Origin of the sequence: Shewanella sp. SR1, from assembly GCF_020447145.1 — a bacterium.
GTDB classification, from domain to species: Bacteria; Pseudomonadota; Gammaproteobacteria; order Enterobacterales; family Shewanellaceae; genus Shewanella; species Shewanella baltica.
The window spans coordinates 1-26,513 of sequence record NZ_JAJAEF010000010.1; the positions used below are offsets into that span (position 1 = coordinate 1).

Annotated in this window: 21 protein-coding genes; 2 read left to right on the forward strand and 19 right to left on the reverse strand. The window is 48.5% G+C overall.

All coding sequences use genetic code 11. The features are described from left to right. Positions 1–669: 669 nt before the first annotated feature. Positions 670–3,396: a preprotein translocase subunit SecA gene (secA, locus tag KV201_RS11125; RefSeq protein WP_226059445.1), complete on the reverse strand. Its 2,727-nt coding sequence runs from the start codon at positions 3,394–3,396 to the stop codon at positions 670–672. A 60-nt stretch (positions 3,397–3,456) separates the two neighbouring features. Beyond that, the gene (locus KV201_RS11130; protein WP_006079901.1) at positions 3,457–4,356 is read right to left on the reverse strand and encodes a M23 family metallopeptidase; all 900 of its coding nucleotides are present in this window, start codon (positions 4,354–4,356) and stop codon (positions 3,457–3,459) included. A 27-nt stretch (positions 4,357–4,383) separates the two neighbouring features. On the opposite strand from KV201_RS11130, the gene KV201_RS11135 reads away from it, so the two are divergent. Beyond that, positions 4,384–4,830 carry a DUF721 domain-containing protein gene (locus KV201_RS11135; RefSeq protein ID WP_006086703.1) on the forward strand — a complete coding sequence of 149 codons (447 nt, stop codon included), beginning with the start codon at positions 4,384–4,386 and terminating at the stop codon, positions 4,828–4,830. A gap of 12 nt (positions 4,831–4,842) precedes the next feature. Here KV201_RS11135 and lpxC read toward each other — a convergent pair whose 3' ends face one another. The 15 genes from lpxC to mraZ all read right to left on the reverse strand — a co-directional run bounded on the left by lpxC (position 4,843) and on the right by mraZ (position 21,848). Next, on the reverse strand, positions 4,843–5,763 hold the full coding sequence (lpxC, locus tag KV201_RS11140; RefSeq protein ID WP_011845621.1) for a UDP-3-O-acyl-N-acetylglucosamine deacetylase: 921 nt from the start codon (positions 5,761–5,763) through the stop codon (positions 4,843–4,845). A 180-nt stretch (positions 5,764–5,943) separates the two neighbouring features. Further along, the gene (ftsZ, locus tag KV201_RS11145) at positions 5,944–7,131 is read right to left on the reverse strand and encodes a cell division protein FtsZ (protein ID WP_006079898.1); all 1,188 of its coding nucleotides are present in this window, start codon (positions 7,129–7,131) and stop codon (positions 5,944–5,946) included. A 33-nt stretch (positions 7,132–7,164) separates the two neighbouring features. Further along, positions 7,165–8,400, reverse strand: a complete 1,236-nt coding sequence (ftsA, locus tag KV201_RS11150; RefSeq protein WP_006079897.1) for a cell division protein FtsA — start codon at positions 8,398–8,400, stop codon at positions 7,165–7,167. After that, entirely contained in the window at positions 8,381–9,130 is a 750-nt protein-coding gene (locus tag KV201_RS11155; RefSeq protein WP_012586608.1) for a cell division protein FtsQ/DivIB, read from the reverse strand. Before KV201_RS11155 ends, ftsA begins: the two co-directional genes overlap by 20 nt. 151 nt (positions 9,131–9,281) lie before the next feature. Then, positions 9,282–10,748: a UDP-N-acetylmuramate--L-alanine ligase gene (gene murC, locus KV201_RS11160; RefSeq protein WP_006079895.1), complete on the reverse strand. Its 1,467-nt coding sequence runs from the start codon at positions 10,746–10,748 to the stop codon at positions 9,282–9,284. 2 nt (positions 10,749–10,750) lie between these two features. Continuing rightward, positions 10,751–11,839, reverse strand: a complete 1,089-nt coding sequence (gene murG / locus KV201_RS11165) for an undecaprenyldiphospho-muramoylpentapeptide beta-N-acetylglucosaminyltransferase (protein WP_226059446.1) — start codon at positions 11,837–11,839, stop codon at positions 10,751–10,753. Next, the gene (gene ftsW, locus KV201_RS11170) at positions 11,839–13,050 is read right to left on the reverse strand and encodes a cell division protein FtsW (RefSeq protein ID WP_113941076.1); all 1,212 of its coding nucleotides are present in this window, start codon (positions 13,048–13,050) and stop codon (positions 11,839–11,841) included. Before ftsW ends, murG begins: the two co-directional genes overlap by 1 nt. Next, positions 13,040–14,359 (reverse strand): UDP-N-acetylmuramoyl-L-alanine--D-glutamate ligase, encoded by a 1,320-nt coding sequence (gene murD, locus KV201_RS11175; RefSeq protein ID WP_131525724.1) that lies wholly within the window; start codon positions 14,357–14,359, stop codon positions 13,040–13,042. The genes ftsW and murD overlap by 11 nt, the downstream gene beginning before the upstream one ends. Before the next feature lie 6 nt (positions 14,360–14,365). After that, positions 14,366–15,448 carry a phospho-N-acetylmuramoyl-pentapeptide-transferase gene (gene mraY, locus KV201_RS11180; protein ID WP_006079891.1) on the reverse strand — a complete coding sequence of 361 codons (1,083 nt, stop codon included), beginning with the start codon at positions 15,446–15,448 and terminating at the stop codon, positions 14,366–14,368. Next, the gene (murF, locus tag KV201_RS11185; RefSeq protein WP_006079890.1) at positions 15,449–16,831 is read right to left on the reverse strand and encodes a UDP-N-acetylmuramoyl-tripeptide--D-alanyl-D-alanine ligase; all 1,383 of its coding nucleotides are present in this window, start codon (positions 16,829–16,831) and stop codon (positions 15,449–15,451) included. Continuing rightward, positions 16,828–18,327 carry a UDP-N-acetylmuramoyl-L-alanyl-D-glutamate--2,6-diaminopimelate ligase gene (murE, locus tag KV201_RS11190; protein ID WP_226059358.1) on the reverse strand — a complete coding sequence of 500 codons (1,500 nt, stop codon included), beginning with the start codon at positions 18,325–18,327 and terminating at the stop codon, positions 16,828–16,830. The genes murF and murE overlap by 4 nt, the downstream gene beginning before the upstream one ends. Further along, positions 18,324–20,078, reverse strand: coding sequence for a penicillin-binding protein 2 (locus tag KV201_RS11195; RefSeq protein WP_226059359.1), 1,755 nt, complete (start codon positions 20,076–20,078; stop codon positions 18,324–18,326). Before KV201_RS11195 ends, murE begins: the two co-directional genes overlap by 4 nt. A gap of 13 nt (positions 20,079–20,091) precedes the next feature. Next, on the reverse strand, positions 20,092–20,406 hold the full coding sequence (gene ftsL / locus KV201_RS11200) for a cell division protein FtsL (protein WP_006079887.1): 315 nt from the start codon (positions 20,404–20,406) through the stop codon (positions 20,092–20,094). A 10-nt stretch (positions 20,407–20,416) separates the two neighbouring features. After that, positions 20,417–21,358, reverse strand: a complete 942-nt coding sequence (rsmH, locus tag KV201_RS11205) for a 16S rRNA (cytosine(1402)-N(4))-methyltransferase RsmH (protein ID WP_226059360.1) — start codon at positions 21,356–21,358, stop codon at positions 20,417–20,419. 31 nt (positions 21,359–21,389) lie between these two features. Further along, on the reverse strand, positions 21,390–21,848 hold the full coding sequence (gene mraZ, locus KV201_RS11210; RefSeq protein WP_011982222.1) for a division/cell wall cluster transcriptional repressor MraZ: 459 nt from the start codon (positions 21,846–21,848) through the stop codon (positions 21,390–21,392). Positions 21,849–22,607: 759 nt separating this feature from the next. On the opposite strand from mraZ, the gene KV201_RS11215 reads away from it, so the two are divergent. Next, a complete protein-coding gene (locus tag KV201_RS11215) occupies positions 22,608–22,937 on the forward strand; it encodes a hypothetical protein (protein ID WP_006079884.1) in 330 nt (109 codons plus the stop codon). 165 nt (positions 22,938–23,102) lie between these two features. Here KV201_RS11215 and glpK read toward each other — a convergent pair whose 3' ends face one another. Both glpK and KV201_RS11225 read right to left on the reverse strand, forming a co-directional pair. Continuing rightward, positions 23,103–24,590: a glycerol kinase GlpK gene (gene glpK / locus KV201_RS11220; RefSeq protein ID WP_226059361.1), complete on the reverse strand. Its 1,488-nt coding sequence runs from the start codon at positions 24,588–24,590 to the stop codon at positions 23,103–23,105. A 193-nt stretch (positions 24,591–24,783) separates the two neighbouring features. Further along, on the reverse strand, positions 24,784–26,130 hold the full coding sequence (locus KV201_RS11225) for an outer membrane protein transport protein (RefSeq protein WP_226059362.1): 1,347 nt from the start codon (positions 26,128–26,130) through the stop codon (positions 24,784–24,786). Between the last annotated feature and the right edge of the window lie 383 nt (positions 26,131–26,513).

A 26,513-nucleotide genomic window follows, 5' to 3' on the forward strand; every position in this document is an offset into this window, starting at 1 on the left:
GTACATATTGCTATGAACACTCATTGTTACATTGATTTAAATTTTTGACTGCCAACCCGAAGGTTAAGCAGTTTCGATTAACTCAACACCTGTGAGTGTCCACACAGATTTGCTTGATAAATTGTTAAAGAGCGTTGACCACACACTGAGTTTTCAGCGGGTCAGGGCTGCGTATTCTACGCATTCCCGTTAGTGCGTCAAGTAGTTTTTTAAACTTTCTCAACACTCATCGTTTAGCTCGCTAACCGATGAACTGCTTGGTTTTCTTTGCTTAACTTGCGTTACGCTGTCTGCCGTGTCAGTGGATGCGCATTATAGGGAGATTGAGAAAGTCCGCAAGGGCTTTTTTGAGAAAAATGGATCTTTTTTTAATACTTTCAGTTAGTCACACAATACCCCCACTTTATCCTCAGACTTATCCACAAAATAGGTTTTAACGGTTAAATTTGCTACAGCGATGGGTTTGCTTTAATGGCTATCGATGAGAGTGAAATGATGTTCAATGGGGAATAACGACGATTAGCTATATAAAGAAGAGTAAGAATGTAATCCGGATGACACGAGAGTCGCGCTAGGCTTATTAAAGAGGAAATAAAAAGGCAACTTAGATAAGTTGCCTTTAGTGTGCGTTCTATTCTACTTATTCAGTAGGCTTAATCTGTCAGCAGATTAACTTAACTTGCCGTGACATTGTTTGTACTTGCGACCTGAGCCACAAGGACAAGGATCGTTACGACCCACTTTCTCACCATCACGGATCATCGGTGCTTGCGCAGTGACAGCTTCATGCTCATCACCACCGCCAACAAGCGACTCTGCCGCTGCGTGTTGATAGTCGCGCTGGATCTTGGCATCTTCTTCACGACGACGCGCTTCCATTTCTTCCACATCTGACTGAGCTTGAACTTGTACTTTCGACAGCACACTGATGACGTCGTGTTTCAAGGTATTCAATAGTTGTTGGAATAACTCAAACGACTCACGCTTATATTCTTGCTTTGGATTTTTCTGTGCGTAACCACGTAAGTGGATACCTTGACGCAGATGGTCCATCGCCGCTAAGTGTTCTTTCCACAGACCATCGAGCGTTTGTAGCATAACGGCTTTCTCGAACTGGCGTAGCACTTGCGCGCCAACCATTTCTTCTTTTGCCTTATACGCATCGCCCCAAGCAGTGATAATACGCTCACGTAGACTCTCTTCATGCAGATCGTCTTCTTTATCTAACCATTCCTGGATAGGTAGTTTGAGCATAAACTCTTGGTGTAGACGTTGCTCTAAACCTGGGATATCCCACAGCTCTTCTACTGATTGTGGTGGAATATACTGATCGATGACCGCGCCAATCACATCGTCTTGAATGTTTTGGATAGTATCTTCAATACTTTCAGCATCCATCAACTCGTTGCGCTGAGCGTAAACCACTTGGCGCTGATCGTTAGCGACGTCATCAAATTCAAGTAATTGCTTACGAATATCGAAGTTACGTGCTTCAACTTTACGTTGAGCGTTTTCGATTGCACGAGACACCCATGGATGCTCGATGGCTTCGCCTTCTTCCATACCCAGCTTTTTCATCATGCCAGAGACACGATCCGAGGCGAAGATGCGCATTAAGCTATCTTCCATCGACAGGTAGAAACGTGATGAACCCGCGTCACCTTGACGACCCGCACGACCACGTAACTGATTGTCGATACGGCGTGATTCGTGACGTTCGGTACCTAGGATGTGCAAACCACCCGCGGCGACGACTTCATCATGACGAATTTGCCAATCGGCTTTGATCTTAGCTTTTTGCTCAGCGGTTGGATTATCGAGTTCATCGATTTCCATGTTCCAGTTGCCACCAAGCACGATGTCAGTACCACGACCAGCCATGTTCGTCGCAATAGTCACGGAACCAGTACGGCCAGCTTGCGCGACGATTTCAGCTTCTCGTTCGTGGAATTTAGCATTTAAGACTTCGTGCGGAATTTTTTCTTGCACCATTAAGCGCGCTAACAGTTCAGACTGTTCGATTGAGACTGTACCCACCAATACTGGCTGACCACGTTCGCGGCAATCTTTAATGTCTTTGATGATAGCTTGATATTTTTCATCGGCGGTCAGGTAAACCAAATCCGCCATATCCTTACGCACCATTGGACGGTTAGTCGGCACAACGACTGTGTCTAATCCATAGATGTGTTGGAATTCGAACGCTTCAGTGTCGGCTGTACCTGTCATACCTGCCAGCTTCTCGTATTGACGGAAGTAGTTCTGGAAAGTGATCGAAGCCAATGTTTGGTTTTCGTTTTGAATGTGCACGCCTTCTTTGGCTTCAACAGCTTGATGTAAGCCTTCTGACCAACGACGACCCGGCATAGTACGACCTGTGTGTTCATCGACTATGATGACTTCGTTGTCTTGTACTATGTAATCCACATCACGCTCAAACAGCGTGTGCGCACGGAGCGCCGCGTTGACGTGGTGTAATAGGGAAATATTTGCAGCAGAATAGAGTGAGTCGCCTTCGGCTAACATGCCGCGCTCGATCAGCAGATTTTCTACTTTTTCTTGACCACGTTCGGTGAAATGCACTTGTTTGGCTTTTTCATCGATGCTGTAGTCGCCCTCACCCACATACTCTTCCGTATCTTCTTTATCTTGACGGATAAGATTAGGGATCAAGGTGTTGATCTTGATGTATAGCTCAGAGCTATCTTCAGCAGCGCCAGAGATGATCAGCGGCGTACGCGCTTCGTCGATTAAGATTGAATCCACTTCATCGATTAGGGCGTAGTGCAACGGACGTTGTACTCGTTCTTGCGGTGAAAATGCCATGTTATCGCGCAGATAATCGAAACCAAACTCATTGTTGGTACCGTAAGTGATATCGGCGTTGTAGGCATCTTTCTTTGCCTGCTGACCGAGACCTGCCACGTTGATGCCGACAGTTAAACCGAGGAACTCAAACAGTGGACGGTTATTCTCGGCATCACGACGTGCTAAGTAATCGTTCACGGTAATCACGTGAACGCCTTTGCCCGTCAATGCGTTTAAGTAAGCGGGCAAGGTTGCCGTTAAGGTTTTACCTTCACCCGTACGCATCTCAGCAATACGGTTACTGTCGAGTACCATACCACCGAGTAACTGTACGTCGAAGTGGCGCATGTCAAATACACGCTTAGACGCTTCACGTACTGTCGCAAACGCTTCAGCCATGATGCTATCTAATGAAGCGCCGGCAGCTAAACGCTCACGGAACTCAGCGGTTTTCGCTTTTAATGCTTCATCGGTTAATTTTTCATAATCAGCTTCTAGTGCGTTAATGCTAATAACGATCTTTTGAAGCCCTTTAAGGGTGCGGTCGTTGCGACTACCAAATACTTTTGTCAGTAATTTACCAAACATCTGAATCACTTATTCTCTGTAGGCCAAGTCCATGATGGAAACTAGAAGCCAATGTTTCAATTAACTTGCTTTGCGGTAGACAAACTTTTGTGGATCTATCTGCTGTCCGCCGCGCAACACTTCATAATGCACATGAGCCCCAGTTGAGCGCCCAGTGCTTCCCATACTGGCGATTGCATCGCCTTTTGCGACCACATCACCTACAGTCACTGACAAAGCTTTATTATGGCCATAACGCGTATGTAAACCGTTACCATGGTCTATTTCGACCAACTCGCCATAACCGAACATGTTCCCAGCCCAAGTTACTACGCCTGCAGCAGTCGCAACAACTTTGGCCCCTTCTCGGCCGGTAAAATCAATCCCCTTATGCACAGTCCTGCGACCGTTGAAAGGGTCATTACGTAATCCGTAGGGCGACGATAACCAACCTTTATCGAGTGGGATCCCTGATATATAACGTTCATCATCTATATGGTGGTTAGATGACACTGTTTCAAGTAGTGATAGCTGAACATTATTATTGTCAATTCGTGATGCCAACTTATCCATATCGTCGATAAGCTGTCCGAGCTCGATGTTAGTGCCTAATTCGCTCAAACCACCCACACCAACTTCGGATGAGAAATCGAAATCTTCATCCAATTTGTTCTGCTGGGCGACCTGTTGACCTAAGGCTTCGAGACGGGTGATCTTGGCTTGCATACGTGCAACATGAGTCACTAGCATAGCCAGTTGAGACTCGGTAGCACTTTTTAGCTCTAAGACTTGTTTCTTTTGTTGTTCGCGCACAAGACGATCGTTATCGACACTGGCTTGCTGATCTTGAAATCGAGCTGAGTTGTGTTGATAAATACCGGACCCAGTGGCCAACAATAGTATTGGAAGTAGCAACCAGCGTTTACTGGGCTGCCAGCGTGTGACGCCATTCCGACCTTGAATAAATACTGTTACACTCATAGCCTAATTCAGCCATCTTATTATCATATGAAAAAGCCCCCTCAAGATCTCAGCCAATTACTGCATCAATCGGGCAAATTACCCGACCTTGCTGAGAAAGCGGAACTACTTATGTATCTGAATCATCATGTGAAGCAGATTATCGCAGGTCCTGTTGCGGAGCAGCTAAAAGTCGCTAATTTCCGCCAGGGTGTTCTTGTGGTTGAAACCACTTCGGCGGCCTGGGCTGCACGAATTAATTTCCAAAAGCCGAAGCTACTAGCGCAGCTTCAAGCAGAAACGCTCCCAATCCTTACCGCAATTGAAGTTAAAGTCAACCCGAGATTAGCAATGTATGACGCAAAGCCTAAACAGGGACACAAAGAATTAAGCCCTGCGGCAGCGGAGCATATTGCGGCATTAGCGGAAAATATTGGCGGTTCACTGGGCGAAAAACTAAAACGGCTGGCCTCATTGGCCAGCCGTAATAAATAATCTCACCGCTTTTTAAGCAAATACAGCGCCACCTGGCACGGTAAAGCTAACGGGGACATCTGCTTCTTTTTCAAAGCTAACCAACTCCCACGCATCCTGTTGCGCCAGTAAAGCACGTACCAATTGGTTGTTCAGTGCATGACCGGTTTTATACGCAGTAAACTCACCTAAAATAGCGTGTCCTGCCACGTATAGATCACCAAACGCATCTAGAATTTTGTGCTTAACAAATTCGTCCTCATAACGCAGGCCGTCGGGATTAAGGACGCGATATTCATCAAGTACAACAGCGTTTTCCATGCTGCCGCCCAACGCTAGGTTGTTGGCTCGCAGATATTCGATATCACGCATAAACCCAAAAGTACGGGCGCGGCTGATATCTTTCACGAAAGCAGACGTTGAAAAGTCCATCACCACATGCTGTTGGCTACGAGCGATCTCTGGGTGCGCGAAGTCAATTTTAAAATTGACTCTAAAACCTTTAAAGGGTTTTAGCTCGGCCCATTTGTCGCCATCTTCAACACGCACAGGGCGCTTAATCTTTAAGTACTTCTTAGGTGCGGCCTGCTCTTTAATACCCGCAGACTGCAATAAGAAGACAAACGGGCTCGCACTGCCATCCATAATAGGAATTTCAGGCGCGTCCACTTCGATTACGGCGTTATCTATGCCTAAACCCGCAAGTGCTGCAAATAAATGCTCAATGGTCGAGATACGAATACCTTCGTCATTGACAAGTGCCGTACACATAGTGGTTTCACGAACTTGCTCTGCCTTCGCTGGAATGGCGACGGCAGGACTCAAATCAGTGCGCACGAGTACGATCCCTGAATTAACGGGCGCGGGCATTATGCTCAAAGTGACCTTGTTGCCAGAATGCAATCCGACACCAGTAGTTTTCACCATTTTCTGAACAGTTCTTTGAAATATCATTCAGTTACCCGTTTATATGCCAATTATAAAGCCTAATATTTGTACACTCAGCGTCGGCAAATTGGCCGCACTGGTTCAACATAATAACATAACTTTATTATGTCACACAAATGCAGCTATGCTGTGGTATTGCCCAAAACGAACAACACCTCACATATACGCTGGACTCAAACGCTATCGCTAGTCGGCTTGCTTACGCAAAAATGCTGGAATATCAAGATAATCCAACTCATGCTTTGTCGATGGTGCAGGCTGTGGCGCTGGCTGTGGTGCCGCTGGCAATACGTTGCCTTTTGGCGCAGCGTAGTTCACATGTACCGCTTCTTCGACATAGGCTTCGACTTTTGGTTCCACAACCACTGGCTCTGGACGAGGCGCAGGCTTAGACACCAATTGAATATCAGGACGCTTTTCAGCACCAATACCAGTAGCAACAACCGTTACACGCAGCTCATCACTCATTTCAGGGTCAATGACAGCACCAACAACCACAGTCGCGTTGTCAGAGGCATAAGCCTTAACGTGATTACCAACCGTTTCGAATTCTTCGATACTCATGTCCATACCCGCAGTGATGTTAACTAACACACCACGCGCACCGGCTAAGTCGATGTCTTCTAATAATGGGCTGGCAACAGCAGCTTCAGCCGCTTCTTCGGCACGGTCTTCACCGCGAGCGACGCCTGTACCCATCATGGCATTACCCATTTCAGACATCACAGTCTTCACGTCGGCGAAGTCGACGTTAATTAAACCTGGACGAGTGATAAGCTCGGCAATACCTTGTACCGCGCCAAGTAACACGTTATTCGCTGCGGCGAACGCATCGAGTAAAGAAGTGCCACGGCCCAATACTTTTAATAATTTTTCATTTGGAATCGTGATTAATGAATCCACGTGCTTAGCCAGCTCAGCAATACCTTGCTCGGCATAAGCCATACGCTTTTTCCCTTCGAATGGGAAAGGCTTAGTCACAACCGCAACGGTCAGAATACCTTCTTCGCGAGCGATTTGAGCGACAACTGGTGCAGCACCAGTACCTGTACCACCGCCCATACCGGCAGCGATAAAGATCATGTCAGAGCCTTTGATCGCCGCGCGAATGTTTTCGCGGTCTTCTTCAGCTGCTGCACGACCCACATCTGGGTTTGCCCCTGCTCCGAGACCTTTAGTGACATCGCGTCCTAATTGAATCGTTGAGCCTGCACCTGATTTTCTCAGGGCCTGAGCGTCTGTATTGGTAACGATAAACTCAACACCTTCAATGTTGTGTTTGACCATATGTTCGACAGCGTTACCGCCGCCGCCGCCAACGCCGATGACTTTAATCACCGCGTCGTCTGAGTGAGTATCCATGATCTCAAACATTGTCTGATCTCCGTGTTGCCTGCGTTATGAAAATTAAAATTCGCCCTTAAACCAGCTTTGGACCCGATTCCAAGCGCTAGTTACCCCTTGGCGCTCAGGACGTTCGAACTGACGTTCGATCACCCGTCGTGCACCGTAATGAAGCAGTCCAACTCCAGTGGAGTAAATAGACTGGTCCACGTATTCATATAAACCTTTGATCGGTAGCGGTGACGCTACACGAACTGGCATGCCGAACGTCGCTTCCGCGATATCGACCACACCTTGAATCGACGCTGTGCCACCTGTGAGCACAATACCTGCGGCGATTTGATCTTCTAATCCACTATCTTTCAACTCTTTAAGCACTAACTCAAACAGCTCTTGGTATCTTGGTTCTACCACTTCGGCGAGCGTGTGACGTGACATGCTACGTGATGGACGTCCACCTACCGATGGCACTTCGATACTGTCTTCGCGGCTCACCATAGAGCTGCGCGCACAGGCAAATTGCACTTTGATTTGTTCAGCATGTGACGACGGCGTGCGGAAAATCTTCGCAATGTCGTTGGTCACTTGGTTGCCCGCAACTGGCACAACCGCACAATGACGCAAGGCGCCGTTGGTATATACCGCAATATCTGTGGTGCCACCGCCGATATCGACGATACACACACCTAAGTCTTTCTCATCGAAGGTCAGCACGGCATCGGCCGAAGCAATCCCAGAGAACACTAAGTCGTCGACCTTAAGGCCACAACGCTCAACGCTCTTAGTGATGTTCTTCGCCATATCATTGGCGCAGGTCACTATGTGTACCTTGGCTTCCATACGCATGCCGGACATACCGATTGGGCTGCGAATGCCGTCTTGCACGTCGATCGCATATTCCTGTGGCAGCACATGTAAGATGCGACGTTCGGTCGGGATCTTCACCGAGCGAGCCGTGTGGATCACGTTATCAACGTCTTCCTGTGTCACTTCTTCATCGTTGATCGAGACCATGCCGTTTTCGTTTTGGCAGGCGATGTGTTTACCAGAGATGCTCAGGTAAACCGATGACACTTGGCAATCGGCCATTAATTCCGCTTGATCGAGCGCACGTTGTACACTGCGAACGATCGAATCTAAATCGTTCACGCCACCTTTATCCATGCCCCTTGAGGGATGGTTGCCAAGGCCGACTATGCTGATTTCGCCATCGGGCAGAACTTCGCCTATGATCACTGCGACCTTAGAGGTTCCTATGTCCAATCCGACGATAAGGTTTCTATCTTGGTTTTTGATCATTAATTATCGGCTCTCTTGTTTGTGCATCGCCCCAGCCTACGGCCAACCCTGTGTCGTAGCGCAAATCTACTCTGGCAACGGATTTCTCTTGTTTCGCCAAAACCGGATAAACAGTAATAAATCGCTGTATCCGTGCAATTTTATCTTCTCGACCTAAATCTAAAACGATGCCGTTTCCTAAGGTCGCGTGCCACGCATGTCGTGGCGTCAAATACAAACTGGCTAAGGTAAAGCCATTAATCTTTAACAGGGAGTTGATCTGTGCATAGACAGTCAACACCTCAAGGCCCATATCATCTGGCCCAGATAACTGCGGTAAATGCTCCAGCTCTGGATGCGATGGCGCTTCAAACACTTCACCATGCACATTCAACCAGGAGTCGCCATTCCAATGGGCCGCCGGCTGCTGCTCTTGCAAATACACCCTGAGTTTCGCTGGCCACTCACGTCTTACCGACGCGCGATACACCCAAGGTAAATCTTCTAACGCCTGTTGCACTAAGGTGATGTCAGCACTAAAAAAACTCCGCTGCATTAAATCCTGTAGTGCCACTTGTATATCTTTATCTGTGGTATAAGCCCGCTCACCTTTGATGGCAACGGCCTCAATCGGCAAGGTGCTGGCATCGTTTAAAAATTTATGTAACTGGTATCCACCAAATACAAAACTGGCCACGATGAAGAATAAAAAGCCAGCCCCGCTCCACAGATACCAATTAACCCGTGACATTCTTGCCCGCCAGTGCCGCCTCTTATCACTCCAAGACACGCTTCATTCCACCTTTAACGACACTCATTAAAAACCACAGAAAACCGGCCATTATATAGACCAAAATCCTTTGGTCAAAATTTCCTTTTCCTCGCAGATCAAGCGCTAAAGATCAGCTTGCTTGCGCAGGTAATTCCGCAACGGCAAAGCCCAATTCTGTCGTCGCTAACAATCGCGACAGGGCGCCAATATTACCTGCACCTTGGGTGAGTAATAAATCCCCCTCCTGCAATACATCGGGCAATACCTCTGCGAGCTGATCAGGACTGGCGATAAAGATCGGATCTAACTGGCCACGCAGGCGAATTGAGCGACATAAAGCTCGGCCATCGGCACCAGTGATCGGCGCTTCACCCGCACTATAAACATCGAGCAACAGTAAACAATCCACTTGGGATAACACTTCAACAAAGTCTTCATACAAATCACGGGTACGTGTGTATCTGTGTGGCTGATACGCCATAACCAGACGTTTGTCGGGCCAACCTGCACGGGCGGCTTTAATGGTCGCGGCGACTTCACTGGGGTGATGGCCATAATCATCGACTAACATAACTTCGCCCTTAGGCGTAGCAAACTTGCCCAAATGCTGGAAACGACGACCTATACCTTGGAACTCCACTAACGCCTGAGTAATGGCGCTGTCGTCGATTTCATCTTCGGTCGCGACCGCAATCGCAGCCAAGGCATTAAGCACGTTATGTTGACCCGGCAAGTTAAGCACCAGATCGAGATCAGCTTTGCCTTTACGTCTTACAGTGAAACGACACTGATGGCCTTGCTGACTGAAATTCAGCGCTTGCACGTCCGCATCGTCACTAAAACCGTAGGTCACGAGTTGACGACCAATCCGCGGCATGATTTCACGCACTACAGCATCGTCGATACACACAACTGCGACACCGTAGAACGGCAAGTTATGTAGGAAATCCACGAAGGTCGATTTCAATTTTTCGAAATCACCGCCATAGGTATCCATGTGATCGGCTTCAATGTTAGTTACCACACTGACCATTGGCTGCAAATGCAGGAAGCTCGCATCACTCTCATCGGCTTCGGCAATCAAGTAACGGCTGGTGCCTAATCTGGCGTTGGTACCGGCACTATTGAGCAAGCCACCAATCACGAAGGTAGGATCCCGCCCCGCTTGACCGTAAACACTGGCGATAAGGCTGGTTGTCGTCGTTTTACCATGGGTGCCCGCAATCGCCACACCATGACGGTAACGCATCAACTCGGCTAGCATTTCGGCGCGACGCACGATAGGAATACGTAATTCTTTGGCAGCAAGGATTTCTGGGTTTTCCAGATTAATCGCCGTGGAGACCACGACCACATCCACTTGCTGCACGTTTTCGGCAGCATGACCAATTTGGATCTTGGCACCGAGCAAACACAATCTGTCGGTCACGGCATTTTGCGCGATATCCGAACCACTCACCTGATAGCCTTCGTTCACTAACACTTCGGCGATCCCGCCCATGCCCGCGCCGCCAATGCCGACGAAGTGAATGCGCTTAATACGGCGCATTTCTGGGATCATGCTTCTCAGTTGTGCATATCTTTCTGTCTTAGTCATGCTTATCCTTTCTCAGCAAGGCTGATGCACACTGCGGCAACTTGTTCAGTCGCATCCAGTACCGCAACGTCTCTCGCTCTTTGGCCCATACGGGCTAATTCTGTTCTGTCATTGGCGAGCAACTGTAATTTGTTCGCCAGTTTATTCACATCCAAGATGGCCTGTGGCAATAGGAAAGCTGCGCCAGCCTCAACCAATACTTGAGCGTTACGGGTTTGATGATCATCCACTGCATGGGGATAAGGTACCAGAATACTCGGTAGCCCCACCGCCGCTAACTCAGACACAGTCAAGGCGCCAGCTCGGCACAATACCACATCAGCCCAGCGATAGGCGGCTTCCATATCGTCGATAAACTCAGCGATATTCACGCCACCATCTTGTCCTTGTTGCTGATATGCCGCCTTCACGCCCGTAAGATTATCTTTACCCACTTGATGCCAAACCGTCACTGACTGCTGCTGACTCAGTATCGCGACAGCTTCAGGCATAAGATCGTTAAATACTTTGGCGCCAAGGCTGCCACCGACCACAAGCACTTTTAAGGCTTTATCAGCCTCATGCTTAGGTTCTGCGCCTAAGGCAATCAGTTCTTGGCGAATCGGATTACCAACGACCTTGGCCTTCACTGTGGTAAAGGTATTTTTAAAGGCGCATAACACTTGCGTCGCAATCCGCGACAACAACTTGTTTGTCATCCCTGGGATGGCATTTTGTTCATGCAGCACCAGTGGAATTCCAGCTAATCTTGCCGCAACACCACCTGGGCCACTGGCGAATCCGCCCATGCCAAGGACCACATCGGGTTTAAACTCCGCAATCACGGCCTTAGCCTGCAATATTGAACGCACCACTTTAAAAGGCGCCGCGAGTTTTCGGATCAAACCATTACCGCGCACACCTTTGATATCGATGAAATCAATATCAAATCCATACTGAGGCACTAAACGCGCCTCCATACGATCGGCCGTGCCTAACCAACGCACTTGCCAACCCTGTTGAGCTAAATACTTAGCCACCGCCAGTGCCGGGAACACATGTCCTCCCGTACCACCCGCCATGACTAAAATACGTTTTCCTGTTGAAGTCATCACTTCAATCTCCCTTGCACGGCCTGAACTAATGTCATGCGCCGCTCGTAATCAATGCGCAGCAACATCATCGCTGCCGCAGTCATGACCCATAAACTACTACCACCGTAACTGATAAAAGGTAATGTCAGCCCTTTGGTTGGCAACATGCCGATACTCGCGCCGACATTCACCACAGTCTGAAAACAAATCCAAATACCGATGGCATAACCTAAATAACCTTCAAATGGCTTATCCATGGCTAGACACAAATTACCTAAACGAATCGATCTCAGCGCCACAAATAGCAGTACAGATAACACAGCGATAATGCCGATAAAGCCCAATTCTTCCCCGATCACGGCAAAGATAAAGTCAGTGTGCGCTTCGGGTAAATATTCTAGTTTTTGAATACTATTTCCGAGCCCTTGGCCGAACCAATCACCTCGGCCATAGGCCATCAAAGATTGAGTCAACTGGTAACCGCTACCGAAGGGATCTTGCCAAGGATCCATAAAGGAGGTCACTCGGCGGATACGATACGGTTCCAATAGCACTAGGGCCACAAACGCCAGTACGCCCGCAAAAATCAAGGCAAAGAAATCGAGTAAACGCGCACCGGCTAAAAACAATAGACCAACCGTTCCCACAAATAGCACCACCACAGTACCTAAGTCGGGCTGCATCAAAATCAGCACAGCGTAAATCGCAAATACTGCAATCGGCTTATAGAAGCCTTTAGCATTCTCGCGCACTTCCTGATGACGCCTCACTAAGTAACCCGCCATATAGATGGCGAAGGCAAATTTAGCGACTTCCGCCACCTGGATGCGAATAGGGCCTATGGATAACCAACGCGTTGCACCGTTTACCGTAGTGCCAACCACCAATACAGCCAACAACATCAAACCCACAATCAACAACAACATGGGGCTCCAGCGCTGCCAAGTTTGCATTTCTACTCTTAGCACAAATGCCGCAATGAATAAGCAACCCACTAAATAACCCACATGGCGAGTCATAAAATAAAATGGGTTCCCAGTGAGCGTTTGCGCTTCAGGCATAGAGGCTGACATCACCATTACAAAGCCGAAGCTAATCAAAGACAACACAGCCGCGAGCAAAGCACGGTCGTACAATTGCACGCCCGGGACTTCGGTATCACGTTGCCAATTGGGTATTGCTAAACGCAAACGCCCAAATAGGCTAAGTTGTCTTGCATCACTCGCCATTAAGTTGTCCCACGAGGTTTCTAAAATCATCACCTCGAGCCATGAAGTTACTGTACATATCTAAACTGGCGCAGGCTGGCGATAATAAAACGATATCACCAGAGGTTGCCAATTCAGCGGCTTTCGCTACCGCAGCAGCCATAGTGTCGACTCTTATCGAGCCGTCTTTCAATGCAGCAATCTTTTTACCATCGCGGCCTAAGGTGATGAGGTGTGTGACTTTAGCTAAAGCCACAGCTAAAGGCTTAAAATCGGCCCCTTTACCGTCACCGCCAGCAATCAAAATAATATCGCCTAAGTGGTCACTCAAGCCATCGAGCGCGGCGACTGTAGCACCGACGTTTGTCGCTTTAGAGTCATTGACATAGGTCACGCCATTCTTAACACCAACCACTTCACAGCGATGGGATAAGCCAGTAAAAGTACGCGCCACTTTTGCCATAACGTGCTTATCGACACCCACGACATCCACAAGCGCCATCGCCGCAAGTAGGTTGGCATGGTTATGACTGCCAATCAGCGACACTTCAGTGATCGGCATTATTTCGCTGCTACCGTGATAAATCTTGCTGTCGCTGATGCCCCATTCGTCCGCTTCTGGCGCCGCTAAACCAAAACTGTTTTGGTTCATTGGTTCTGGCGGTACGGTCAGTTTATCGTCACGATTAAAAAGTACGGCACGGGTTTGTTTGTATAAACGTAATTTAGCCTCGCGGTAGGCATCAATGTCACTGTATCTGTCCATGTGGTCTTCGCTGATATTCAAACAGGTCGCCACCACACACTTAAGACTGTGGGTGGTTTCCAATTGAAAACTCGACAACTCAAGCACAAATAAGTCCGCATTTTCATGCAGCAAATCCAGCGCAGGTACACCGATATTACCTCCGACGGCAACGGCAATACCCGCTTCCCTTGCCATCTCGCCCACCAGCGTAGTGACTGTCGATTTACCGTTAGAGCCAGTAATCCCAATCACACAAGGTTTACGGTCAGCAATCTCACGGGCAAATAGCTCAACATCACCAATCACTTCGATACCCATATCCACAGCGGCACGCACCTCTGGGGTATAAGTAGCAATGCCGGGACTGATAATGATCTGCGTCGCTTGCACAAGATAACGGCAATCGAACCCGCCAGAAATCAGCTTCACATCAGGAAAAGACGTCGCTAACGTTTCGGCGCCCGGAGGCTGCCGACGACTGTCCATCACCAATGGCGTAATGCCCTTTCCACACAAATAGCGCACCACGGACAAGCCCGTTGCCCCTAAACCTAACACTATGTGTGAATACTGATTTTGCATAACCAATTACCTTAATTTCAACGTGGCTAAGCCAAGTAAGACTAGGAATATCGAGATAATCCAAAAACGCACTATCACTCGAGGTTCAGGCCAACCTTTTAACTCATAGTGATGGTGGATCGGCGCCATGCGGAAAATACGCTGTCCACGTAACTTGTACGAACCCACCTGCAGGATCACCGACAGAGTTTCCATCACAAACACGCCGCCCATGATCACTAACAAAATTTCTTGTCGAACGAGGACCGCAATAGTGCCAAGTGCAGCACCTAATGACAGTGAACCCACATCGCCCATGAAGACTTGCGCGGGATAAGTGTTGAACCATAAAAAGCCCAGACCCGCACCGACAATGGCGGTACAGACGATCACTAACTCACCCGAACCGGGTAAATGCGGGATATGTAAGTAGTTTGCAAACTGAGCGTGACCCGACAAATAAGCAATCAAGGCAAACGCCGCCGCGACCATTACCGTCGGCATAATCGCCAAACCATCGAGACCATCGGTTAAGTTCACTGCATTGCTCGAACCCACAATAGTGAAGTACGCCAATACGATAAATACGGCGCCAAGTTGTGGCATCACGTCTTTAAAGAAAGGCACCACTAACTGGGTTTCGCCTGGATTTGCCGCCGTGGCATACAGGAAAAAAGCAATAAGCAGCGCAGCCAAAGATTGCAGAATGTACTTCCAGCGCGCGATCAAGCCTTTAGTGTCTTTACGTACCACTTTGCGATAATCGTCGATAAAACCGATCAAACCGAAACTGCCGAGCACAAACAGCATGACCCACACATAGCGGCTACCGAGATCGCCCCACAGCAACACGCTGATGAAAATAGCAGCCAATATCAGCAAGCCACCCATAGTCGGCGTGCCACGCTTACTAAAATGTGATTCTGGACCATCGTTACGCACAACCTGACCAATTTGCAGTAATTGCAAACGTTCAATCAGTTTAGGGCCAAACCATAAGCTAAAAACCAATGCGGTCAATAAGCCTAAAATGGCTCGAAATGTCACATAGGAAAACACGTTAAACCCGGTATGAAAACGGGTTAAATACTCGGCCAGATATACCAGCATTTACACTAACTCCCCACGCCCGAAGGCTACTGTTAGGCCATCCACGACCCGCTCCATGGCGGCGCTACGTGAACCTTTAACGAGAACCGTTACCTGTCCCGGTAACTGGTTAATATGCTTTATGAGTTTTTCTACTAACGTCGCCACACTGTCATAGTGCTCCGCACCGAAAGCTTGGCTCGTGTGCTGACTTAACGTTCCGGTGCAAAACAAGGCATCTATCCCCTGTTGCTTGGCCAGTTGCCCTAGTTCAGCGTGTAAAAGGGGCGCATTGTCGCCTAATTCTCCTAAATCTCCCAGTACCAGACAGCGATTTTCAGAAATTTCCTTTAACCAAGCGATTGCCGCCCCAACGGACACAGGATTCGCGTTATAGCTATCGTCGATTAGACGAACGCGTCCCAATTGACTCGGCTGCATGCGCCCTTTAACTGGCGTTAATTGGCTTAAGCCTTCGGCGATCTCTGTCAAACTTAATCCCAAGGCAATACAAACACTTGCAGCGGCTAGTGCATTACTCACCTGATGGCGACCCGCCAGCGGTAGTACCACTTGGCAAGATTCACCTGAGTAATTGAGCATAAAACGATAGCAACCATCGGCATTGGCCTTATGACCTGTAGCGATGACATCGATATGACGTTTAGCAGCACCATCTTGCTGGGAGAAGCTCAGTTGCTTATAAGGTCTTGCCTTAACGCTCATAAAATCGGCGAAGGCATCATCGGCGTTGATGATGGCGGTGCCATCGGCCTGCAGATGATTAAAAATTTCCGACTTAGCCTGCGCGACACCCGCCTGCGATCCAAATCCTTCTAAATGAGCGCTGCCGACGTTATTTACCAGCGCCACGTTTGGACGCACGAGTCCCGAGGTGTAATCAATTTCACCTTTATGGTTAGCGCCGAGTTCGAATATCCCAAACTCATCCGCTGGCGTTAAACGCAGCAAGGTAAGCGGCACACCGATTTCATTATTGAAGTTACCAGCGGTATAGAGGATTTGATGCTTTGCCGACAGAATGGTCGCGATCATTTCCTTCACGCTGGTCTTGCCGTTTGAGCCTGTTAACGCCACGCAAATCGGATTGATTTGATCACGGACATAAGCCCCTATCGCGCCCATGGCTTTTTGGCAATCGGGCACAATCAGCTGCGGAATATCAAAGGCTAATTCGCGCTCGACCATTAACGCCGCGGCGCCGTTCTCAATAGCGGTTGCAGCAAAATCATGGCCATCAAAACGCTCACCCTTTAAGGCTACAAACAGGGTTGCAGCGCCGATTTTGCGGCTATCACTGCTTAAATCTTCGATGGTGACGTCGTCACCGACTCGAAACGTACCTAAGTGTTGACTTAGGGTCTCGAGAGAAAGAGGGATCATCTTAATTGCTCCGATAACTGGCGTGCCAGGGCGCGTTCATCATAGTCATGACGCACACCTGCCGCCTCTTGGTAAGTTTCGTGGCCTTTGCCCGCAAGCAAGATCACATCGCCAGGTTTCGCCAATGCCACAACCTCTTTAATTGCTGCGATACGGTCAACCTGAGTCAATGCCTGCTGAGGGTGGGTTAGCCCTTGGATAATATCGGTAATAATTTGCGCGGGGTCTTCACTGCGCGCATTGTCGCTGGTCACCATAATGCGGTCGGCATATTGCTCTGCAGCTTTGCCCATCAAAGGACGCTTGCCCTTATCACGGTCGCCACCACAGCCAAATACGCACCATAAATCACCAGCACAATGGCGACGTAGCGCGTTTAACGCTTGTTCAATCGCATCTGGTGTATGGGCATAATCGACCACTAAGGTGATGTTATTCGCAGTCGTGAAACGCTCCATACGACCTGCGACGGGCGTTAGGTATTGCACTTGCTCGGCTAACGCTTTCATATCAAAACCTTGCAGATACAGGGCTGAGAGCGCCGCGAGTAAATTAGAGAGATTAAAGGTACCAAGAAGTGGTGAGTGAATTTCAGTTTCGCCCTCGGGCCACACTAAGGTTGCACTGACACCTTGATCGTCAAACTTGGCATTTTTAGTATAAAAAGCCGCGGCTTGATGACCTTCAATACTAAAGCCCCACATTTGCGCAGGCACAGATTTAAGTTCAGTCAACCAAGACTCGCCAACCGTGTCGTCGAGATTCAATAAACCGTGACCTAAGGTGCTGAAACGAAATAGGCTTTGCTTAGCGGCGACATAGCTTTCCATGTCGCCGTGGTAATCGAGGTGATCGCGCGTCAGATTGGTAAACACGGCAACATCGAATGGTACTGCATCGACGCGGCCTTGCACTAAGCCGTGGCTCGACACTTCCATGGCGCAGACACTCGCGCCTTGGGCTTCAAAGTCATGCAACTGACGCATTAGGGTAATCGCATCGGCTGTGGTGTTACCGCTATCGACGAGCTCGCCCCAGAGACCATTGCCAAGGGTGCCCATCACGGCGGCTTTGCGGCCGAGCGACGTTATCAGCTGGGCAGTCAGTTGGCTTGTCGAGGTTTTACCATTTGTGCCAGTAATACCAATCACCCCAAGGGATGTTGTCGCAGACTGATGCGCTAAGGGATAACGCTGGGCGGCGATAGCTGATACTTGGCGACTCAACTGGAAGAAATAAATCTGTACGCCGTGCTCGGCATTATCGCTGTGCAACACTTTGCCATGCTGATCAGCATCATCCGTGTGGACTAATACGGCTGCGGCACCTAAATCTAAGGCTTTTTCAATAAACTGTCTGCCATCAACCTTATGTCCTGGCAGCGCCAAAAACACATCGCCGCGACGTATTGCGCGGCTATCTAAGGTCAAATCGTTGAAGGACTGCGCGCCGGCATAATGCAGCCAAGGCGCGAGCAGATCCCGTAATAACATCATTCTGCTCTCCCGGCGGCGATACCCGCCAATTGCACTTGTTCTTTATCGGTAATGGGTTCAACGTTTAACATTTGCAGTGCGCCAGACATGACTTTGGCAAATGCCGGCCCCGCCACTGAACCACCATAATAGAGATCGCCCTTGGGCTCGTTCACCACCACCACTATCGCTAACTTAGGATTATTCGCCGGGGCAACACCTGCAAATAAAGCAACATAATCATCACCATAACCGCCAGCAACCGCCTTACGACTGGTGCCTGACTTGCCCGCAACCGGATAACCATCGATATGCGCCAAGGTGCCGGTGCCGCCTTTTTCTGTCACGCCGACCAGCATTTGCATCACATCGTGGGCCACCTCTTCAGAAATAACTCGCTCACCGACGGGGGGCTTTTTCAGTTTCATGATTGAGACGGGGAATAAGGTGCCGCCATTGCCTAAAGTGGCATACATGCGCGCAAGTTGCAGTGTGGTTGCCGTTAAACCGTAACCGAAGGACAAGGTGGCGCGCTCAAAGTCAGACCAACGGTGGCGGTCTTGAATAACCCCCGCGCTTTCACCCGTAAGGTTGATCCCTGAAAAACTACCGAGCCCCATAGATTGATAGGTGCCGAGTAACTGCTGCACCGGAATAGATAAGGCCAATTTACTGATGCCGACGTTACTGGATTTCGCCAGAATACGCGCCAAACTCATGTCGCCGTAGTTGGCAGGGTCGCGCACTTGGCGGCCGCCTAAACGCATCCAACCCGGTGAAGTGGCAATAATGTCAGTCGATTTGACTGTGCCCGCTTCAAGCGCCGCAGCCACTACAAAGGGCTTAATGGTCGAACCTGGCTCGAAAGTATCCGTCATGGCGCGGTTACGCATTCTGAAGGTTTGCAGATTGTCGCGCGCATTAGGGTTGTACGAAGGTGTATTTACCATCGCCAAGACTTCACCAGTGTGAATATCGAGTACGACGATGGAACCTGAGGTCGCTTGGTTCATCTCTGTGGTGCGTTTCAGCTCGCGGTACGCTAACTGCTGAATCCGTTGATCTATGCTGAGCACAAGATCATTCGGGCTTTCGCCTTCTTGGATAATATCGAGGCGCTCAACCACATGACCATCACGGGATTTACGCACTTTCTGTTTTGAAGGCGTGCCCGTTAGCCAGCTGTTATAAGCATTTTCTACGCCTTCAATTCCAACATCATCAATATTAGTGATACCGATAAGCTGAGCAGTGATTTCACCACCAGGGTAATAGCGGCGGGATTCAGATTTGAGGAAAACACCGGGTAATTTCAGCTGAGTGATGTAGTCCGCGACCGCAGGGGTAATTTGGCGTTTCAAGTAGGTAAAGCGTTTGGTGGGATTACTGCGCACCCGATCTAATATGTCTTCTACGGGTTCATGCAACACATCAGCTAAAGCTTGCCAGCGGCGCATATCCGCAAAGCCATTGTTATCGTTAACTTGTTTAGGATCGGCCCAAACGGCACGCACTGGCACACTGACGGCCAACATGTCGCCATTGCGATCGGTGATCAAACCACGCTGCACCTCACGGCTCGTGGTCCGTAAGGTACGCATATCGCTTTCATGGCGTAATTTGTCAGGTTCGATAATTTGAATGTAGGCTGCGCGTCCCACTAGGCTGCAAAATAGCGTACACACAAACCCCACCACTACGTATAAACGCCAATGGATTAGTTGTGGTTTCTGCGGTTTGCTTACCCGTTTGATTTTCGCTTGCCTAGTCATATCTTCCCTATACTCACGGCACCTTTACCACAACTTCTTCGCTGGGTAACGGACGACTCATGTTGAGTTCCTTAGAGGCAATGCGCGTAATACGACTGTGTTCCGTCTGCGATTGCTCTTCTAATAATAAATTGCGCCACTCAATATCTAATCTGTCTCGCTCCTGCAGTAACTGATCCCACTGGGTCGTTAGTTGGCGGCTAATATGGCTGCCATAAACAACCGCGACCGCATTGCAGAGCACGAGCAGAGCTAATAACAAGATCCATTTGTGCAGCCATAAATCGTGTAAGACGATCCGTGGCAGATTGATCGAGGGCTTACTCACAGTGCGCCCCTTAGTAATCTAAACGCTCGGCAATGCGTAACACTGAGCTGCGAGCTCTGGCATTGCGTTCGATTTCTTCGTCGGATGGCATAATCGCCTTGCCCACGGCGCGTAACTTACGCGACTTGTTAATTTGATCTTCAGTGACCGGAAAACCATGCGGCACACTTTCGCCTTGGCTATGGCGGCGAATAAAGCGCTTAACGATACGATCTTCTAAAGAATGGAAACTGATGACCGACAAGCGCCCTTGGGGAGCTAGTACATTGACCGCACCTTCAAGCGCTTGATCAATTTGATCTAATTCACTGTTGATATAAATACGTATGGCCTGAAACACCCGAGTCGCTGGGTGCTTATTCCGTTCTTTACTTTTAGTGATACGCGCGATCAAATCGGCTAAATCTTTAGTTCGTAAAAACGGGGTTTTTTCACGATCCGCAGCGATACAACGGGCAATATGGCGGGCGTTTTTCTCTTCGCCATAGGTCTTAAATACCCAAGCCATATCCTCAATTTCTGCGCGGGCTAACCACTGAGCAGCCGTTTGACCTTGACTGTTATCCATCCGCATATCGAGCGGGCCATCACGCATAAAACTAAAACCACGTTCGGCATCGTCAAGCTGAGGTGAAGACACACCTAAATCGAGTAATACGCCATCTATTTTGCCCACAAGCCCTAGCTCTTCAACGTAATCGGCTAATTGGCCAAAACCACCATGCACGATTTGAAAGCGTGGATCGTCAGCAAATTGTTTTGCCGCTTCAATCGCTTGAGGGTCACGGTCGATTGCGATCAATCGGCCATTTTCACCGAGTTGCTGCAACACTTGTCTTGAATGACCACCGCGGCCGAACGTGCCATCGATATAGATGCCATCGTCTTTGATGTTTAAACCGCCAACCGTTTCTGCTAGCAGCACGGATAAATGGGCAAATTCCTGACTCATTACTCTCTTCTTATTTAGTTATCGCGACTCGTTAAAGTGAAAAATCCGCGAGACGCTCGTTACTAGCAAGCTCCTCACTTCGAATCGTTTCCTGACACTCATCGATTTGCTGCAGCCAAGATTGCTCATCCCACAGCTCAAATTTGTTCAATTGCCCCACCAGCATGATGCGCTTATCTAAATTGGCATATTGCCTTAGCGGTGGTGGCAGTAATATGCGCCCATTACCGTCGAGCTCCACTTCGTGGGCGTAACCGAGTAACAGACGTTTTAACGATCTCTGGGTTTTATCGGTATCGGAAAGCTTTAACAACTTAGCTTCGATCAATTCCCATTCATGGATTGGATACAAGAGTAAACAAGCGGATTGGATGTCGACGGTAATCACGATGCGGCCTTGGTGCTCAAGCTGCAAAGGTTCGCGGTATCGCACTGGAATAGCGATCCGTCCCTTTGTATCTAAGTTGATAGCACTGGCTCCACGAAACACGCTAATTCATCCTTTCCTGTGATTTTTGATCCACAAATATCCACTATTTCCCACAACTGCTAAGTTTAGGGACAGTCGACAAGCAATGTCAAGGGATGGGATCCTTTTATAAATCCAGTCGGCAAGCGGGTTAGCAGCATGTTGAGCACTTAACCTAGCGACAAACTTTTGACATGAAAGACCAAGAGAGATCGACTAAACAGAAGAAACTACAGGAATAAATTGCGCCGAAATATTCAGCAACCTTTTGCTTTCAGGCGCTTGCGATGAAAAAAATGGGGGATTAATTCTGTATTTGTGGGATTTCACGGGTCGAGGAATAACCTTAAACCCAAAAAAGTAACAAAATAAACTTAAATTCAACCTTATTAGACAGTCAAAAAAGAGTTGGATTTAGCACGAAAATCTAAATAATTATCCGAGATAAAGACGATCATCTTTTTGCAGATGGTTGAATATTAATGTCACGATTGCGAGAAAGCTCAACGTTCCCACTCCAAATCCCGCAAAAGCACCACGCGAATCCAACAAACTCACCTCAATTTTGCACTCGCTACTATTGTTCCTTCTCAACCACTATTGATTCCTTCTCAAGCACTGTAGTTGCTTCACAATAAGTGCCGCTTTGGTTAGCATCGATTGCTCGTGCTTAGATCTTAACCCCCCTCATTCGCCTTAACGACTTAAACCGCGTATAGTCTAAATATTGACCGACTCCTGCCGATAACATGTTGAGAGGTGTAATAACAAGGAGGCGTTATGAGTGGATTGGATAGCATTTATGCCATGCTTGCGCAGCCAGTGAAAGCCGTGTTGCACCCTAAACGGGTCGTCGACCAAGTGAGTAGTGCAACCGCAAATGCCCCCGATAGCCATGAAACACCGCAGTCGCAGTTACCCCCAACGTTAGAAGGGCGCGACGCGAAAGTCAGGGAGAGACGCAAAGATGCTGATAACAACAAGAATAAGAAACGCCGTGCATCGGATGAGCCCGAAGAATTAAAAGAAGGTGTCGTGCTTGAAGTGACCGACGATACCGCGGAAATCAAAAAGCCACCGAGCCAACATATTATTGATGTTGAAGTATAAATCCGTACTGATATAAAACGGAAAAGGCGCAATCCTATTGGATTCGCGCCTTTTTATTCACCACAATCGAGTCACATTTCAAACCAACCCAATCTCAAACTTAATATCGAATTTAAGCATGCCTCAAGTCCAACGACTTGAGTTGAATGGCTTAAGTCGAATAGCTTAGTAGGCGCGAGTTCTGGCGACGGCATCTTGCCAACCTGCGTATAACCGCCCCCGAGTCTCGGCGTCAATATTGGGGATGAAATGCTTATCGATACAAGCTTTATGTTCAAGCTCTATGACACTCTCCCAAAAGCCCACCGCCAAGCCAGCTAAAAATGCCGCGCCCAAAGCGGTTGTCTCACAAACACTCGGCCTTAATACTTCGACATCGGTGATATCGGCTTGAAACTGCATCAAAAAATCATTGGCGACCGCGCCGCCATCCACCTTCAAACGCTTAAGGCTAACGCCACTGTCTTTGGTCATGGCATCGAGTAAATCTTTACTCTGATAAGCAATGGATTCTAACGCCGCACGAATAATATGATTACGGTTGGCGCCACGGGTTAAACCAAAGAGTGCGCCACGGGCATTGGGATCCCAATAGGGCGCCCCGAGTCCAACAAAAGCGGGCACTAAATACACGCCATTGGTATCAGCAACCTTAGAGGCAAAATACTCAGTATCACTGGCGTCACGAATAAGCCCCAGTTCATCCCGCAGCCATTGAATGGTCGCGCCCCCCATGAAGACTGAACCTTCGAGGGCATAGTTCACTTCGCCCTTCGGTCCCACGGCAACTGTGGTCAGTAACCCATGGTTAGAACGCACCGCTTTGGTCCCGGTATTCATCAATAAAAAACAGCCAGTGCCATAGGTATTCTTCGCCATGCCGGGCTCGACACACAGCTGACCAAAAAGCGCCGCTTGTTGGTCACCCGCCATCCCTGCGACTTGAATTTCACTGCCTTCACCGGCAATCCGCGTGGTGCCATAAACACTGCAGGAAGGCTTCACTTCGGGCAACAAAGACAAGGGAATGTCTAAAGCTTCAAGTAACTTGTTATCCCAAGTCAGGCTATGGATATTAAACAGCATAGTACGGGCGGCATTGGTGGGATCGGTGACATGCACTTTGCCCTCGGTTAACTTCCACACTAGCCAAGTATCGATAGTGCCGAACAACAACTCACCGCGCTCGGCTTGCGCACGAGCATTGGGCACATTATCTAGAATCCACTTGATCTTAGTGCCTGAAAAATAAGGGTCGAGTAACAGGCCTGTGTTTTCACGGACATACTCTTCTAGCCCTTGGGCTTTGAGTTGCTCACAAATTTCAGAGCTGCGGCGGCACTGCCACACAATCGCGTTATAGATAGGTTTACCTGTGGCTTTCTCCCAAATGACTGTAGTTTCCCGCTGATTGGTAATGCCAATCGCGGCCACTTCATCGCTGTGGATCCCCGCGCGCGCCAGCACTTCAACTAACACTGAACTTTGGCTTGCCCAGATCTCCATGGGATCATGCTCGACCCAACCCGGATTTGGATACAACTGGGTGAATTCCCGCTGGGACACGCTGACAATGTTTGCGTCGTGATCGAACACTATCGCCCTTGAGCTGGTCGTGCCTTGATCTAAGGCCACCACGTATTTTTTCTGCACGCTACTATCCTATCTGAACTCTCCGCCGCCTTTTTATGCCGGCGAGAATTAACATGAACCACTACTTATGCAATGAATATATTCGCAATTTTCTGCCGTGACCAGCAAGCAAGCCGAAAAACAAAATAACGCCACCATACTATAGCCATAAAAAAGCCCTGAAGATTCAGGGCTTTTTTAAACTACGCAGAACTTACATCTTATAGCTCATCTGGATACCCGCAAGCCACACATCGCCGCTCGCTTCACCGTTAAAGTTAACGACCGCTAAGCCCAGTAGATTTTGCTGTTCGTTGATTGGCGCATCACCTGTTGCTTTGATATACGTCACCGCAAAATCAAGGTTCAGATTCTTAGTCGCCTGATAACCAGCGCCGACAGAGAACCACAGACGGTCAGAGTCTGGAATTGTGGTTGTGCGCCACTCGTCATTTGCTGCGGTTTTGTCTAAAGCAACACCGGCACGCACTAACCAGTCATTATTCACTTGATAAGTGGTTCCCAGCGCGAAACGCCAGTTATCTTCAAAGTGTTCTTCTTTAACTAAATCAGACTCTAAATCTCCCTTAGGTTTAACGTCACCAGGGAAATAAGCCACCAGTTGATCAAATACACTCCAATCGGTCCAGTTCACGCTCGCGTGCATGGCCCAGTTATCGGTCAATTGATGATGGGAAGCAATTTCTGCAAAGGCGGGTAATTCAAGTGGTAAATACCCTTCGATAGACACATCTTGGCCGCCGGTATACAAGACGCCAGAAGCATGACCATCTAAGTCCAATTGCACGCCGCTGTGATACGCAAAACCTAAGCGGTGAGCCGGATTAATTTGCCAGCTTGCACCTAACTGCCAGCCGTAACCCACATCATCACCCTTCATGCTTTTCAGCTCAGTGCCACCAGGAGGTAACATAGCCTGCACGGGAGCAGGCAGATCAGGTTTGATGCCATCGACCCAACCGGGTAATGAAGCACCAATTTCGCCTTCACCATAAACGATACGTACACCAGCACCGACGCTAACAGCATCATTGATGCGATAAGCGATGTTTGGATTAAACTCAACGGTTGTAACTGAAGTCTTGTTACCAAAAATAGCCGCAGCGTGAGTCGCAGGTAATTCAGTGGCTAGACCATAGTTAGAATTTACCGCTAGGCCCCAAGTCCATTGATCATTTAACTGATTTGAGTAGTAAAAGTTTGGTACGAGTGCGTCATCGGCCACATCCAATGCATCACCAGCTATCACTTTAGGATTTGGGCCAATTAACGGCGAGCTAATGCTGACATCGCCAGTCACATCGACGTTTGGCATGACATAAATACCACCCGTCGATAACTGACGACCTTCGAGATAAGTCAACATGGCTGGATTACGTGCTTGAGCCGAAGCGTTATCCGCCATAGCCGCTTCACCGGCAAAGGCGCGGCCTAAGCCTGTGGCAGAATATTCGGCTAATTGAAAACCAGCGGCATGGAGTTGAGTCGTTGAACTTAACAAGGCTGCAGTGACAGCCAAAGTCAGAAGACGTTTTTGCATCGTTATTCTCTAATAATATTATTGTTATCTGTACTACTTAAATGAGTACTGCGGCGTTCAGGCAAAATAGAGCAAACACTCCAGATTGAATGCGAAGCAGTTTACTTATGCAGAAGATGTTTGCAACCAAAGGAGATAAAACAGACAAAAACTCTAGCTAACGATGACTTTAAAACAGATTTAGTGACCAATATCACCATTTAAACAAAACTCAGCCTATATTCGCCCAGTTACTATTCGCAGTGCTGATTAACTCAATATGGTGAAATAAAAAATAACCATAATAAACAACACAGTAAAATTAAAAATCGCAGAAACACGTGTAAATCATTCAGATGTAACAAATTCAGCATAAATCACTATCGATACAAAAATCCTATGAC

Coding starts and splice junctions, on each gene's coding strand:
- ftsW (WP_113941076.1), bottom strand. CDS start 13,050: ATGGCGAGTGATGCAAGACAACTTAGCCTATTTGGGCGTTTGCGTTTA.
- murD (WP_131525724.1), bottom strand. CDS start 14,359: ATGCAAAATCAGTATTCACACATAGTGTTAGGTTTAGGGGCAACGGGC.
- KV201_RS11130 (WP_006079901.1), bottom strand. CDS start 4,356: ATGAGTGTAACAGTATTTATTCAAGGTCGGAATGGCGTCACACGCTGG.
- murF (WP_006079890.1), bottom strand. CDS start 16,831: ATGATCCCTCTTTCTCTCGAGACCCTAAGTCAACACTTAGGTACGTTT.
- KV201_RS11225 (WP_226059362.1), bottom strand. CDS start 26,130: ATGCAAAAACGTCTTCTGACTTTGGCTGTCACTGCAGCCTTGTTAAGT.
- murG (WP_226059446.1), bottom strand. CDS start 11,839: ATGACTTCAACAGGAAAACGTATTTTAGTCATGGCGGGTGGTACGGGA.
- ftsA (WP_006079897.1), bottom strand. CDS start 8,400: ATGATCAAAAACCAAGATAGAAACCTTATCGTCGGATTGGACATAGGA.
- ftsZ (WP_006079898.1), bottom strand. CDS start 7,131: ATGTTTGAGATCATGGATACTCACTCAGACGACGCGGTGATTAAAGTC.
- KV201_RS11155 (WP_012586608.1), bottom strand. CDS start 9,130: ATGTCACGGGTTAATTGGTATCTGTGGAGCGGGGCTGGCTTTTTATTC.
- lpxC (WP_011845621.1), bottom strand. CDS start 5,763: ATGATATTTCAAAGAACTGTTCAGAAAATGGTGAAAACTACTGGTGTC.
- secA (WP_226059445.1), bottom strand. CDS start 3,396: ATGTTTGGTAAATTACTGACAAAAGTATTTGGTAGTCGCAACGACCGC.
- murC (WP_006079895.1), bottom strand. CDS start 10,748: ATGACTAAGACAGAAAGATATGCACAACTGAGAAGCATGATCCCAGAA.
- KV201_RS11215 (WP_006079884.1), top strand. CDS start 22,608: ATGAGTGGATTGGATAGCATTTATGCCATGCTTGCGCAGCCAGTGAAA.
- murE (WP_226059358.1), bottom strand. CDS start 18,327: ATGATGTTATTACGGGATCTGCTCGCGCCTTGGCTGCATTATGCCGGC.
- KV201_RS11195 (WP_226059359.1), bottom strand. CDS start 20,078: ATGACTAGGCAAGCGAAAATCAAACGGGTAAGCAAACCGCAGAAACCA.
- KV201_RS11135 (WP_006086703.1), top strand. CDS start 4,384: ATGAAAAAGCCCCCTCAAGATCTCAGCCAATTACTGCATCAATCGGGC.
- mraY (WP_006079891.1), bottom strand. CDS start 15,448: ATGCTGGTATATCTGGCCGAGTATTTAACCCGTTTTCATACCGGGTTT.
- rsmH (WP_226059360.1), bottom strand. CDS start 21,358: ATGAGTCAGGAATTTGCCCATTTATCCGTGCTGCTAGCAGAAACGGTT.